Below are 13,389 nucleotides of genomic sequence, written 5' to 3'. Positions count from 1 at the left end.
CGTGCGCCAAACATGTCCATGACTACAGTGCTCGCCGATACGGTTTTGATCGTGCACGCGTGCGTCGTGCTCTTCATCGTGGGCGGCTTCGCGGCGATCTGGTGCGGTGCCGCACGCCATTGGCGCTGGGTGCGCGAACCGCGCTTTCGCTTCGTTCACCTCGCATCGATCGGCATCGTCGCAGCGCTCGCCCTCCTCGGCGTGCCGTGCCCGCTGACCACGCTGGAAGCGTGGCTGCGCGAGAGCGGCCCGAGTTCGCAAGGCTTCATCGCCTACTGGGTCGGGAGGCTTCTTTATTACGATCTCCCCGGCTGGTTTTTCACCGTGGTCTATGCCGGTTTCGCGTTCATCGTGCTGCTGACGTGGCGATTCGTTCCGCCGCGGCCGCGTTCATAACGCATGCCTGCCGGGCTGCAATAGTCGACAAGATTCAGTCGAATGTTAAACAGCGAACATCCGCCGGCCATTGGCAATTGATCTCGCACTGAGGCGAGCCCATAGTTCTGACTAAAGTGACAGAAGGCGAACCGCCGCGCCCCATGCGAGCCCCGCGTTCGCTCGCCGGTACATCGGCAATCTCAGCAAACATGCGCGTTCGCGCGGGCGCGCCGCCATCGAAAGCTTATGCAGACGGAAGCCACCTCACAGTCGGCCGCTCCGGCGCCTTGCGTCAGATGCGGCGCAGCCGTGGGCTCCGACGCCCTGCACTGCCCGCGTTGCGGGCAGCCCGTCTTGCGGCAAACGCGCGTGCGAAAGGCCACGCGTCCGGCTCCTCCGGCTCCTCCGGCGTCGCCGGCGCCACCCGCGCGCCCCGCGCTCGGCACCACCGCACCGATGCGCCGGCGCCTGCTTGCCGCGCTGCCGCACCGCCTCACCTCGGGCGATTCGAACGGGGCGCGGCGCTGGGGAGTGTCGGCGAGCGTGGCATGGATACTGTTCGGCTTCGCGGCCATCTTTGGCGCTGTCGTGGCCATCGACGAGCACGATAACGCTCAAATGCTTTGGCCCACCCCGGCGGACCCGCCCTCGCGCGGCACCCAGGAAACGCAGGAAGACCGGCCGCAGGCAGACCGCCCACCCCCTCAACAGGACGCCCCCGCAACGCACGCCGCGTCACGCTCGGCTCTGCAGGCGCTCTCTTCGGCGGCGCTCGTCGATTTGCTTCGACAACAACTCGATACCGTACGCCACGAGAATGCCGCCGACGCCCAACGCACCATCGGCGGCCCGCCTGCGCATAACCGCCCTGCGGCCGTTGCGCCAGGCGGCGAACCGGCAAACAGGACCGCGGCGATGCCCGATGCGAAGCGCGCCGCGGCAAGCGCTGCGGCTGCGCCGCGCAAGCCGGTATCGCCCACGCTCGCGAAAAAGGCTGCGCCGCAGCCATCGGTCTCGGCTCATCGGCTGTCCGCTCAAGTCGCAGCACCGGTACGCCCTCCGGCAAGTCCCGCGCCGTCGACACCGCAATCGGAAGCGCTCGCCTCGACACAGCCGACCGCCTCCGACCCGTTGCGCGCAACAGCCTCACCGGCTACGCGGCCGACCGCCGGGACGGCCGAGGCCCCCGCTACACAAGCGCAAGCTCGGACACTGCCGCCCAGCCCGGCCTCCGCCGCACAGGCGCCCCGTATCGCCGAACAGCGGGTCGCACCGGACGCCGAGACGTCGCCCGTGCCGGCAGGGCCATCGCCGGCATCCCTGACATCCGCGGCACCCGCCCCGCTCGCCACGCCGGCAGTCATCCCGGCGCCAGCCGAGCGTGGTGACGAAGCGCATCCTCGTCTGCGCCCCGGCTGCGCGGCAGGCGGCGATAGTGCGGACTGCAAGGAGACCGCATCGCCTACCGATACGAGCGGCTCCCACGCACCGCCCGCGGGGCAATCGAATGAAGTCTGGTCGGGTGCGGTGAAGCGGACTCCGGCGGCCTCGGCAGCAGCGGCGTCCAGCGCGGATCATGGCCAAGCCGCGCAGGCACAGTCGCAGGCGCAGACACCGGCGAAGCGAGTGGCGAAGAACCATACGCCCAAACAGCACTTGGCCTCGGCGGTATCGACCCGAGCCGTTCGACGCGCAACGGAGCGCACGGCCGACCGTACTGAAGAACATGGAGCCGCCTCGTCGCCATTGGCGATGGCCAAGCAGACCTGGCACACGGTGCTATCCGAGATCGAGCCCCGCGAGCGGCTCAAGCCGGCGCGGACCACCGAGGTGTCGGAGTCGCATACCGAAATCTACCGTGGCCATTGACTGACCTCTGAGCCGGATGCCCCGCGCGGCGCAGCGCGGACGGCGACGGCCCGCGCAAACCGCGGCATCATGCTCCGGCGCGTGCCTTGCGTCCCTGTTCCCGAATCTGTTCGAGCGTGGCGGACGGCGTGCTGACCTCCTTCGGCACGCGGATTTCGATCAACGCCGGCAAGCCGCTGGCGATCGAACGCTCGAGCGCGGGCAAAAATTCGGCCGTCTTGACGACCGTCTCGCCATGCGCGCCGAACGAACGCGCATAAGCAGCGAAGTCTGGGTTGGTCAGCGCCGTGCCATGCGGCCGGTCAGGATAGTGGCGCTCCTGATGCATACGGATGGTGCCGTAATGACCGTTGTTGACGACGATGAAGATCGCATTCAGGCCGTACTGCATGGCCGTTGCCAACTCGTGGCCCGCCATCATGAAGCACCCGTCGCCGGCAAGGGCCACCGCGATCCGCTCGGGATAAAGCGCTTTGGCTGCCAGCGCCGCGGGTACCCCATATCCCATCGCCCCGCTCGTCGGTGCCAGTTGCGTCTTGAAGCGCCGATAGGCGAAGTGCCGGTGCAGCCAGATCGCGTAGTTGCCCGCGCCGTTCGAAACGAAAGCGTCTTCCGGCAGCCGCTCGCGCAGTTGCACCATGATTTCGCCCAGCTGCACGTCGCCCTGCATCGGGCGTGGCCGGTGCCATTCGAGGTAGGCGCGATGCGCGTCCTCCGCGCTGCCGGCCCACGCGGGCGCCGCGCCCGGCTCGAGTGCCGCGAGCGCCGCCGCGATCTCGGGCATGCCCGAAACGATCGGCAGATCGGCCGCATAAACGCGCCCGAGTTCCTCCGCCCCCTGATGCACATGGACTAGGGTCTGCTTCGTTTTCGGAATGTCGAGCAGCGTATAGCCGCCCGTCGTCGCTTCGCCGAGGCGCGGGCCGATCGCGAGCAGGAGGTCCGCCTCGCCGATGCGCCGCCCGAGCGCCGGATTGATACCGAGCCCCACGTCGCCTGCATAGTTCGCATGCGCATTATCGAAGAGGTCCTGATAGCGGAAAGCGCATCCCACCGGCAATTGCCAGTTTTCCGCGAAGCGGCGTATGTCGTCGCAGGCGCCCGCCGTCCATCCGCTGCCGCCGAGAATCAGCATGGGCTGGCGCGCGTTCTCGAGCAGTGCGCGCACGCGCTCGATTTGCGCCGGCGCCGGCGACGCGGCGACACGCTGAAACCGGGGCGCCGCCGGCACGGCCGGGCAAGGGTCCGAGAGCATGTCCTCGGGCAGCGCCAACACGACCGGCCCCGGTCGCCCCGAACACGCAACATGAAACGCGTGACTCAGATACTCGGGAATGCGCCGCGCGTCGTCGATTTGCGCGACCCACTTCGCCATTTGACCGAACATGCGTCGATAGTCGATCTCCTGGAACGCTTCGCGATCGAGATGCTCGCGCGCGCATTGGCCGATGAAGAGAATCATCGGCGTCGAATCCTGAAACGCCGTATGCACGCCGATCGATGCATGGGTGGCGCCCGGACCGCGCGTCACGAAAGCCACGCCGGGCCGCCCCGTCATTTTGCCGGTCGCCTCGGCCATGTTGGCGGCCGCCGCCTCGTGCCGGCAAACGAACGTGCGGATATGCGCATCCTCGTCATGAAGTACATCGAGCACAGCGAGAAAGCTCTCGCCCGGTACGCAGAAAACGCGATCGACACCCTGCGCGAGCAAGGCATCGACGATGAGACGTGCACCCGTCGTGGAAACGGCGTCAGCGGCGTTGACCATGATGCTGCGACCTCCTGATTGGTTGGACGTCCTTCGAGAAAACATCGGCACGCCATACGGCGGATCCGGCGAAAGCGCCGCGCCTCAGCACTCGACGATATTGACCGCGAGCCCGCCGCGCGATGTCTCCTTGTACTTCGTTTTCATGTCGGCGCCGGTCTCGCGCATCGTCTTGATGACCGAATCGAGCGAGACGTAGTGGCTGCCGTCGCCGCGCAAGGCCATGCGCGCCGCGTTGACAGCCTTCACCGAAGCCATGGCATTCCGTTCGATACAGGGAATCTGCACCATCCCGCCCACCGGATCGCAGGTGAGCCCGAGGTTGTGCTCCATGCCGATTTCCGCGGCGTTTTCGACCTGTTTCGGGCTGCCGCCCATGACCGCCGCGAGCGCGCCGGCCGCCATCGAACAGGCCACGCCGACTTCCCCCTGGCATCCGACTTCCGCGCCCGAAATCGACGCATTGAGTTTGTAGAGAATGCCGATGGCCGCCGCCGTCATCAAAAAGTCGATCACGCCTTGTTCGTTGGCGCCGGGCGTAAAGCGCGTGTAATAGTGCAGCACGGCGGGGATGATGCCCGCGGCTCCGTTCGTCGGCGCGGTCACGACACGGCCGCCCGCCGCGTTCTCTTCGTTGACCGCGATCGCATAAAGGTTGATCCAGTCGATCATCGAGAGCGGATCGCGCAAACCTTGCTCCGGATTGCCGGACAGGTCGCGATAAAGCTGCGGCGCGCGGCGCTTGACGTTGAAAGGACCGGGCAGCGTACCGTCGGCGTCGGGGTTGCCTACGCCGCAACCGCGCGCGACGCACGCCTGCATGACCTCCCAGATTTTCAGCAACCCGCTTCGCGTCTCGTCGTCGGTATGCCAGACGCGCTCGTTCTCCCACATCAGTTGCGCAATGCTCTTGCCCGTGGCGGTGCACCGCGCGAGCAATTCGTTGCCGCTGCGAAACGGATGGGGGAGCTGGTCGACAGCGGCGAGCACCTTCGTGTTCGGCGCGCCGGCTGTCACGACGAAGCCGCCGCCCACCGAGAGGTACGTGGATTCGCGCAGGGTCGTGCCCGCCGAATCGGCCGCGCGCAGCTTGAGCCCGTTCGGATGCTCGGACAGCGCCTGACGATAAAACGCGATGTGATCCTTCGGTGTGAAGTCGATTTCGTGCTTGCCGAGCAGCGCGAGACGCCGCGTGCTGCGCACCGTATCGAGACGCGCCGCGATCGTGGTCGGATCGACCGTGTCGGGGGCCTCGCCCAGCAGCCCCAGCATCACGCCGCGGTCGGTGCCGTGGCCTTTGCCCGTCGCGCCCAGCGAGCCATAGAGCTCAACCTTGAGCGCCGCGGTGGCGCCGAGGAGTCCGTCGCGCTCGAGTCCCTGCACGAACATCAAGGCCGCGCGCATCGGCCCGACCGTGTGGGAACTCGACGGACCGATGCCGATTTTGAAGAGATCGAAAACGCTGACTGCCATTGTTGCTCCAGAAAAGGAAGACCGATGCTCCGCTCATCGCGCCGCAAGCGGCAGACAGACGGCCACCCAGGCCGGCGGCGTCGGCGAAAGCAGCAGCGCGACGCTGGTATAGCGCCCCGACAGACGCGCCGCGAGGTGAAAAAGCGGCGCCGCGCGCTTGGGGTCCCATGGACCCGAAAAGCCCGCCACGCCGGCCGCGCGCCGTTTCGCGTCGAACGGCACGCTCGAATGCACGAATTCGTCATGCGTCTTTTGGCCGAGCGCATAAGGCACGAGCCAATTGAGCGCGAGCGCAAGCGAGGCGCCATTGCCCGCCTTGAGCGTGAGCCAGTTGCGGTTGTGACGCCGCGCGGCAAGCGCCGCGGCAACGAGCGGCTCGAGATCGTAGGCGACGTAATGCAGCGCGTCGCGTTCGGCGAAATCGACGGTCGAACCGTCCGGCGCAATGTTGTTGCCGATCTGCTCGACGAAGATGCGTTGCGCGGCATCGATGAGCTTGCGATCGTCGAGCGTGAAAGCCGCCATCGCAACGAGCTTCACGCGATGGCTTTCCCAGTTGTTCCGATAGGTGCCGGTCAGGGGACGCGCTGCGCTGTCGATGCGTGCGACGTAGCCATTGCCCAGCGTCGCGATGAAGGCCGCTGTCGCATTGCGCGTCTTGACCGAGAGTGCACTCGCCGTCATGTCGTAAGCGAGGATCAGCGAGTCGAAATGGGTTTCGTCGATCGGATCGAAACTGGGCCGATACGTGCCCACCCAGGCCGCGAGAAACCGGTCGACGAGCTTCAGGTAGCGGTCATCGCCGGTCGCACGCCAAACGAGCGCGGCGTCGCGCATCAGCTCGAGCTCTTTTTCGGCTTCGATGCTTTCGTCGTAAATCCCCTCGTGCGGCAGCGTACCCTCGGTGTGCAGCCGCGGGAGCGGCTTGGGCTCGGCGCCGAGTTGCCCACCGACACGCTTCATCAACGCCTGAACATCCGGCGCCGCGTTGGCGCGTTCGCTCGTTTGCAATCCTGGAGCGGCGCAGAAGTTCATCGCCGCATGAGCCAGTACGGGCGGCATCGTGCACGCCGTCGCGCAGGCGAGCAGCCGCGGCCAGCGCAACGCTCGCGCGCCCTGTTCGTGCCATGTCCGCAGCCGCGTTGCGCGCCCGCTCGTCGTGGCCCCCATTCGCACCATGCGTCGCTCCTTCGTTTGCTTGATCGCGGTGTGAGATGTTAGCCGGTATTCGTGTCGAGCGACGCGCGGCGACGTGCTCCGCGCCGAAGCCGCGCAATGCGGCGTAGCGGGCGCGCGCACGGTCCGCCCGTTACGCGTAATCGGCCACGGGCACGCAGGAGCAAAAGAGGTTGCGGTCGCCATAAGCGTTGTCCGCGCGGCCGACAGGCGGCCAATATTTACGGGTGACGAGCGACGGCAACGGATAAGCCGCTTGCTGGCGCGAATAGGCATGCTCCCACTCGTTCGCCGTCACGGCGGCCGCCGTATGCGGCGCGTGCCTGAGCGGATTGTCCTCGCGGTCGGCGCGGCCTTCCTCGACTGCGCGGATTTCTTCGCGAATGGCGATCATCGCTTCGATGAATCGATCGAGTTCCTCCCTCGATTCCGATTCGGTCGGCTCGACCATCAGCGTGCCGGGCACCGGGAAACTCATCGTCGGCGCGTGAAAGCCGTAATCGGCGAGGCGCTTGGCGACGTCGTCGACGGTGATGCCGCACGCGTCCTTGATCGGCCGCAGATCGAGAATGCACTCGTGCGCCACGAGGCCGCCCGGCCCGGAGTAGAGCACCGGATAATGCGGCGCGAGCTTCTTGGCCACGTAGTTCGCGTTGAGGATCGCGACCTCGGTTGCGGCGGTGAGGTTTTTCGCGCCCATCATCGCGATGTACATCCACGAAATCGGCAGAATCGATGCGGATCCATACGGAGCAGCCGAAACCGCGCCAATGCCGCTTTCGGCGCGCCGGTAGCCCGACGACGTCTGATTCGGCAGAAACTGCGCCAGATGCGCGCCGACGGCGACCGGGCCCACACCGGGGCCGCCGCCGCCATGCGGAATGCAGAACGTCTTGTGCAGGTTCAGGTGCGAGACGTCGCCACCGAACTGGCCCGGCGCAGTCAGACCCACCATCGCATTCATATTGGCGCCGTCGACATAGACCTGACCGCCGTGCGCGTGCACGATCTCGCAGATCTCGCGCACGTTGCGCTCGAACACACCATGCGTCGACGGGTAGGTGATCATGATCGCCGCGAGCTTGTCGGCATGCGCGGCCGCCTTCGCACGCAGATCTTCCGTATCGACGTTGCCTTGCGCGTCGCAGTTCACGACCACCACCTTCAGGCCCGCCATATGCGCCGATGCGGGGTTCGTACCGTGCGCCGAGGCGGGAATGAGGCAGATGTCGCGATGGGACTCGCCGCGCGATGCGTGATAGGCGCGAATGATCAGCAGTCCTGCGTATTCGCCCTGCGATCCGGCATTGGGCTGCAGCGAGACGGCGGCGTAACCGGTGGCCGCCACGAGCATCTGCTCGAGCTGATCGATCATTTCGCGATATCCGACCGTTTGCTCCGCCGGCGCGAACGGATGGATCGCGCCGAACTCCGGCCATGTGACGGGCAGCATCTCCGAGGTGGCGTTGAGCTTCATCGTGCACGAGCCCAGCGGAATCATCGAGCGGTCGAGCGCGAGGTCCTTGTCGGCCAAGCTGCGCAAATAGCGCAGCATCTCCGTCTCCGAATGGTGCCGGTTGAAGACGTGGTGGGTCAGATAGGCGCTCGTGCGCACGAGCGCCTCGGGAAGCGCCGTCGCATCGCCGGGCGCGCCGCCGCCGGCCGCGCGCGTGAGGGCAGCGTCGAGCGTGTCGACGTGCGGCACGTCAATGGCACCGGCCGCATGGGCGAATACCGCGAGCAGATCGGCCAGATCGCGACGCGTCGTCGTTTCGTCGATGGAGACGCCCACGCGCGTGTCGTCGATGCGCCGCAGATTGATCCGCGCGCGCTTGGCCGCCTCGTGTACGGCCGCGGTCCGGCTACCCGTTTCGATCGTCAGCGTGTCGAAGAACGTTTCGTTGGCCAACGCATAGCCGAGCTGCTTGGCGCCGGCCGCGAGCAACGCGGCAATGCGGTGGACCCGAAGCGCGATCGTCTTCAGGCCATGCGGTCCGTGGTAGACGGCGTACATGCTCGCCATAATCGCCAGCAGCGCCTGCGCCGTGCAGACGTTCGAAGTCGCTTTCTCGCGACGGATGTGCTGCTCGCGCGTTTGCAGCGCGAGACGCAGCGCTGCGTTGCCCTGGGCGTCGACGGTCACACCGACGAGCCGCCCCGGCATCTGCCGTTTGAATTCGTCGCGCACGGCGAGGTAAGCCGCATGCGGGCCGCCGAAGCCGACCGGCACGCCGAAGCGCTGCGAGCTACCGATGGCCACGTCCGCACCCCATTCGCCCGGCGGCGCGAGCAGTGTCAGCGCAAGCAGATCGGCCGCAACGACCACGTGGCCTCCGGCCGCATGCACCGCCTCGGTGAGCGCCCGGTAGTCGCGCACATCGCCGTTCGCACCGGGGTATTGCAGCAGCACGCCGAAGGCATTCGACGCGGCGGCGTCGGCCGCGGGGCCGACCTTGACCTCGATGCCGATCGGCCGGGCACGCGTGCAGATGACCTCGATCGTTTGCGGCAGCACATCGTCGGCCACATAGAAGACGTTCGACTTCGGCTTGCCGACACGCTGCAGCAGCGTCATCGCTTCGGCCGCGGCCGTGGCCTCGTCGAGCAGCGAGGCGTTGGCCATCGACAGCCCGGTGAGGTCCGTGATCATCTGCTGAAAATTGAGCAGCGCCTCGAGCCGGCCTTGCGAAATTTCCGGCTGGTAAGGCGTGTAGGCCGTGTACCAGGCGGGATTCTCGAGCACGTTGCGCAGGATGACGGCCGGCGTGTGCGTGTTGTAGTAGCCCTGCCCGATATACGAGCGGAACACCTGGTTCTTGTTCGCGAGCTCGCGCAGGGCCGCGAGCGCTTCGGCTTCGCCCAACGGCTGCGCGAAGGGCCCGAGCGGCAGCGGCTCGGTGCGGCGGATCGTCTCCGGGATGACCGCATCGATCAGCGTGGCGCGCGTCGCGAATCCGAGCGCATCGAGCATCTTTTGCTGATCGGCTGCGTCCGGGCCGATGTGCCGCTCCGCGAAGGCGTCATGCACTTCGAGTGCGGCAAGCGAGGAAGGAGTGCGGTTCATCAGGCGATCCGGGTGTTCGAGCTTCATGATGGGCGGGCGGTGCGAGTGGCGCGGAGTGGGCGGCGGCTTCGACGAACCACGGCGAAGCGCGCCGCGCGAGATAGCGAAAGTATTCAGTCGATCAGCTTGGAGTAAGCCGCGGCGTCGAGCAGCTTGTCGGTCGACGCGCTGTCGGCCAACTTGATCTTGAAGAGCCAGCTGTCGTAGGCATCGCTGTTCACCGCGTCGGGCGTATCGACGATGGCCGAGTTCACGTCGACGATTTCACCCGAGACCGGCGAGTAGATGTCCGAGGCTGCCTTCACCGATTCGACCACGCCGACCGCGTCACCAGCGGTCACGTGTTTTCCGACTTCGGGCAGTTCGAGAAAGACGATGTCGCCGAGTGTGCTTTGCGCGTGATCGGTAATGCCGATCGTCAGCGTACCGTCCGCTTCGGTGCGCAGCCATTCGTGCTCTTCGGTGTACTTGAGATCGGCCGGAACGTTGCTCATCGGATGCTCCTGATAAATGGAAAAATTCGGATAACGCGAAACGCGTGCGCCGCGCGCCCGGCGTCAGGCGGCGAGCACCTTGCCGTTGCGCACGAACGGCAGTTTTACCACGGTTGCGTTCAACGCTTTGTCGCGAATCTGGACCTGTACCGTGTCGCCGGGCTGCACGCCTTTGGGCACGCGCGCGAAGGCGATCGATTCGAGCATCGTCGGCGAAAACGTGCCGCTCGTGATCTCGCCCTCGCCCAACGGCGTCAGCACCTTCTGATGCGCACGCAGCACGCCCGCCGCCTTGCCCCCTTCCTTACGCAGGATGAGACCGACGAATGCGCGCGTCGCACCGTGCGCTTCGAGCGCGGAGCGTCCGACGAACGGGCGGGGCGAACTCAGATCGACCGTCCACGCGAGGCCTGCGTCGAGTGGCGAGACCGTCTCGTCCATGTCCTGTCCGTAAAGATTCATGCCCGCTTCGAGGCGCAGCGTGTCGCGCGCGCCCAGGCCGCACGGCATGACGCCCTGCGCCTGCAGCGCGTCCCAAAGCGCCACGGCATGCGCGGCCGGGACAATGATCTCGAAGCCGTCCTCGCCCGTATAGCCCGTGCGCGCGATGGTCAGCTCGCCGAACGGCGTTGCGCCGACGCGCGCGGCATTGAACGGCTTGAGCGGCTCGCTAGCCTCGCGTGCGGCGGGAACCGCTTGCCAGAGCTTGGCGCGCGCATTCGGGCCCTGAACGGCGATGATGGCGAAATCGCGGCGCGGCGTGATGGTGAGGCCGAACGCGTGTTCGGTGTTCAGACGCGAGAACCAGGCGATGTCCTTGTCGGCCGTGCCTGCATTGACGACCACGCGAAACCATTCGTCCGAGAAGTAATAGACGATGAGATCGTCGACGACGCCGCCCGCTTCATTGAGCAGACACGAGTAGAGCGCGCGGCCGGGCGTTTGCAGCTTGGCGACGTTGTTCGCAATCGCGAATTCGAAAAACGCGCGGGCGCGCGCTCCTGTGAAATCCACGGCGCACATGTGCGAGACGTCGAACATGCCGGCATCGCGCCGGACCGCCTGGTGTTCGTCGATCTGAGAGCCGTAGTTGACGGGCATGTCCCATCCGCCGAAGTCGACCATGCGTGCGCCCTGCGCGCGATGGGTGGCGTGAAGCGGGGTACGTTTCAGTTCGGTCATGGAATGGAGCCTCGGCACGCTACAGGGTTCGCGAAAACAAAAAAGGGCCATGCCGATCGCGCTGCGCCGCGGTGGCCGCTGGCGTGTGCGATGGATGACCCCTCTGTCCTCGGTACCTGAGAGATTGCGCAGTCGGGGACGAATCCCTGTTCCGGATTTCGTTTCCCGGCCAAACGCGCGCCCCTTCGGTGGGCAGCTTGCCGGGCTTCGCGCTGAAACGCGCGCCGCTGGCCGGCTACTGCCGCTCTCCAGAGTTCGAAAACCGTCTGACAGTTGAGAAGCAGGCCGTCAGATGCGGGTTTTCGACGCGGTCGGTCCTTTTGCCTGAGAGTTTGTGGGTATGCCCCTTCGGCGGCGTGGCAGCATGAATGGATGAAGAAACATGCTGTCGACGCACTCTCCCGACGCGTGCGCGAAATTTACGCGACCGTAAGTGGCTTGTCAAATCGCGACAGGATTTGTCCAATTGCGTCGATATGGTTCGTTGTTCGAACGATGGGAATGCATCGCGCGGCACCCGGAACCGCGCGGTTGCGGACCCTCGTGTCCTCGTGTTCCGCTCGTGTGAGCGCCGATTGCGCTATAGGCTGCAGTTGATGGTGCCATCCGGACCGGACACACAAGTCCAGTCCACTTTGCGCAGCGTTTCGACCGTCTTTTTCAATTCATTGCGCCGCGTAGCCGTTCGAGGCGGGGATTCGCCATTTTCCGGACGAAGTCTCAGGAGGGCGACCTGCGCGCGAAGCCGGCGGCTGCGCGCCGAATCTGCCTGGCTGGGAACGGTGCTCCAGTAGTGATCGAGCGCAGTGAGCAGTTTTTGTGCGTCCTGTTTCTTAGCGCGCTCGAGAACTCCGATCTCACGCGATCCGGGCGAAGACGCCCGCAAACTGGCGATGATTTCGTCAGCCTCCTTTTGTGCGGCTTCGGAGACAGCGTTTCGCGCAGCGGCAATCTTTGCGGCCGACGCCTCGACGTCGTCCGGAACGGCGAGCGGCGGCGGCTCGAGCAGACGCGCGACTTCGTGACAAGCCTCCAGGCCGGCTGCGCCGAGCAACACTACTCCAGCGCCGCGCAGGACCATCCGGCGGTCGATACCGATGAAGCGTCCGCCATCCGCTACGGCGCCGCCCGCAGCACCCAATGCACGCACCGTCGCCCGCACCGTACGCCCCGTCCCCGTCCACGCTTTGCCCGCGGTCACCCTCGCCGCCGCGGCGCGTGAGCGAGTCTCCGACGCACCGAGTTGCGCGGCACCTGCAAGCGGCCCACTAACGTCCGTTCGGGTCGGCGGATGAGATGGCCGCGGCACATTTTCTGCGCTCCGCGCACCACCGCCGCCCCCCTCGCTCGCTCGTGCGCTGTCATCGCGGCCACGCGGGCCGATCGCTGAAGGAGTCATATCCTTGCCTTTCTTGATCGGGTCGGTAGATTTCGTGACCGTAGGTATAGCAGTGCTGCCTACGGCACATCGCCCGCAGAACGAAGCCCTTTCAGCCATTACGAAGAGCGCTGGGAACGGTGCGATACGGGCACAAGCAACCGCTATCGAGGCATTTCGTAACTCGTGCTACGGCCGCTCGCTGCCGACTTTCGCAAGGCCCCTGCATCGATCAGTTCGTTTATATCGCGCAGTGCAGTATCGGCCGAGCACTTGGCAATAGCCGCCCATTTGCTGCTCGTCAGCTTGCCCTCGAAACCATCGAGCAGTTTGTTCAATAACTTGATTTGCCGAGCGTTCATCGGCACGCCCGCAAAGCGCTGCCAGAACCGCGCTTTGGCCAGCACCGAATCCAGCGTCCGATGAGCGCGCTCGACGGCGTCCTTCAAGGTGCTCAGAAACCAGTTCAACCACTCGGTGACGTCGAGGCTTCCTCTTTGCGTGCGCTCGAGCACGTCGTAATAGGCTTTGCGTTCGCGCTGAATCTGCGCGGAGAGGCTATAAAAACGCTGAGGACTGCCGTCCGCACGCGCAAGAAGGAGATCGC

General features: G+C 65.9%; 10 protein-coding genes and 2 riboswitches. Of the genes, 2 read left to right on the top strand and 8 right to left on the bottom strand.

All coding sequences use genetic code 11. The features are described from left to right. Positions 1-12 precede the first annotated feature (12 nt). A complete protein-coding gene (locus VGL01_RS04255; RefSeq protein WP_331567406.1) occupies positions 13-396 on the top strand; it encodes a DUF2784 domain-containing protein in 384 nt (127 codons plus the stop codon). Between the two features lie 291 nt (positions 397-687). After that, positions 688-2,247, top strand: coding sequence for a hypothetical protein (locus VGL01_RS04250; protein ID WP_331567404.1), 1,560 nt, complete (start codon positions 688-690; stop codon positions 2,245-2,247). 67 nt (positions 2,248-2,314) lie between these two features. Here the strand turns inward: VGL01_RS04250 and VGL01_RS04245 are convergent, their stop codons facing one another. The 8 genes from VGL01_RS04245 to VGL01_RS04210 all read right to left on the bottom strand — a co-directional run. Then, positions 2,315-4,015, bottom strand: coding sequence for a thiamine pyrophosphate-binding protein (locus tag VGL01_RS04245; protein ID WP_331567402.1), 1,701 nt, complete (start codon positions 4,013-4,015; stop codon positions 2,315-2,317). Positions 4,016-4,099: 84 nt separating this feature from the next. Next, positions 4,100-5,488 (bottom strand): L-serine ammonia-lyase, encoded by a 1,389-nt coding sequence (locus tag VGL01_RS04240; RefSeq protein ID WP_331567400.1) that lies wholly within the window; start codon positions 5,486-5,488, stop codon positions 4,100-4,102. Between the two features lie 33 nt (positions 5,489-5,521). Beyond that, entirely contained in the window at positions 5,522-6,550 is a 1,029-nt protein-coding gene (locus tag VGL01_RS04235; RefSeq protein WP_331567506.1) for an alginate lyase family protein, read from the bottom strand. Between the two features lie 247 nt (positions 6,551-6,797). Continuing rightward, complete coding sequence (gcvP, locus tag VGL01_RS04230; RefSeq protein WP_331567398.1) at positions 6,798-9,755, bottom strand: aminomethyl-transferring glycine dehydrogenase; 2,958 nt, start codon at positions 9,753-9,755, stop codon at positions 6,798-6,800. Positions 9,756-9,841: 86 nt separating this feature from the next. Beyond that, a complete protein-coding gene (gene gcvH, locus VGL01_RS04225) occupies positions 9,842-10,222 on the bottom strand; it encodes a glycine cleavage system protein GcvH (protein WP_331567396.1) in 381 nt (126 codons plus the stop codon). Positions 10,223-10,285: 63 nt separating this feature from the next. Then, the gene (gcvT, locus tag VGL01_RS04220; protein WP_331567394.1) at positions 10,286-11,404 is read right to left on the bottom strand and encodes a glycine cleavage system aminomethyltransferase GcvT; all 1,119 of its coding nucleotides are present in this window, start codon (positions 11,402-11,404) and stop codon (positions 10,286-10,288) included. 93 nt (positions 11,405-11,497) lie between these two features. Then, positions 11,498-11,666: riboswitch (glycine riboswitch) on the bottom strand. A 40-nt stretch (positions 11,667-11,706) separates the two neighbouring features. Further along, positions 11,707-11,818: riboswitch (glycine riboswitch) on the bottom strand. 166 nt (positions 11,819-11,984) lie between these two features. Further along, positions 11,985-12,566: a hypothetical protein gene (locus tag VGL01_RS04215; RefSeq protein WP_331567392.1), complete on the bottom strand. Its 582-nt coding sequence runs from the start codon at positions 12,564-12,566 to the stop codon at positions 11,985-11,987. A 380-nt stretch (positions 12,567-12,946) separates the two neighbouring features. Further along, a partial coding sequence (locus VGL01_RS04210) for a Fic family protein (protein ID WP_414720173.1) occupies positions 12,947-13,389 on the bottom strand: 443 nt, incomplete at its 5' end.

The organism is Trinickia sp., from assembly GCF_036503415.1.
Classification (GTDB): Bacteria; Pseudomonadota; Gammaproteobacteria; order Burkholderiales; family Burkholderiaceae; genus Trinickia.
The sequence above is the reverse complement of the archived record's forward strand: the minus strand, read 5'-3'. Positions and strand labels throughout refer to the sequence as shown.

Excerpts from the sequence above, each read along its gene's own strand:
- VGL01_RS04255 (WP_331567406.1), top strand. The coding sequence starts at position 13 with ATGTCCATGACTACAGTGCTCGCCGATACGGTTTTGATCGTGCACGCG.
- VGL01_RS04245 (WP_331567402.1), bottom strand. The coding sequence starts at position 4,015 with ATGGTCAACGCCGCTGACGCCGTTTCCACGACGGGTGCACGTCTCATC.
- VGL01_RS04240 (WP_331567400.1), bottom strand. The coding sequence starts at position 5,488 with ATGGCAGTCAGCGTTTTCGATCTCTTCAAAATCGGCATCGGTCCGTCG.
- VGL01_RS04235 (WP_331567506.1), bottom strand. The coding sequence starts at position 6,550 with ATGCCGCCCGTACTGGCTCATGCGGCGATGAACTTCTGCGCCGCTCCA.
- gcvP (WP_331567398.1), bottom strand. The coding sequence starts at position 9,755 with ATGAAGCTCGAACACCCGGATCGCCTGATGAACCGCACTCCTTCCTCG.
- gcvH (WP_331567396.1), bottom strand. The coding sequence starts at position 10,222 with ATGAGCAACGTTCCGGCCGATCTCAAGTACACCGAAGAGCACGAATGG.
- gcvT (WP_331567394.1), bottom strand. The coding sequence starts at position 11,404 with ATGACCGAACTGAAACGTACCCCGCTTCACGCCACCCATCGCGCGCAG.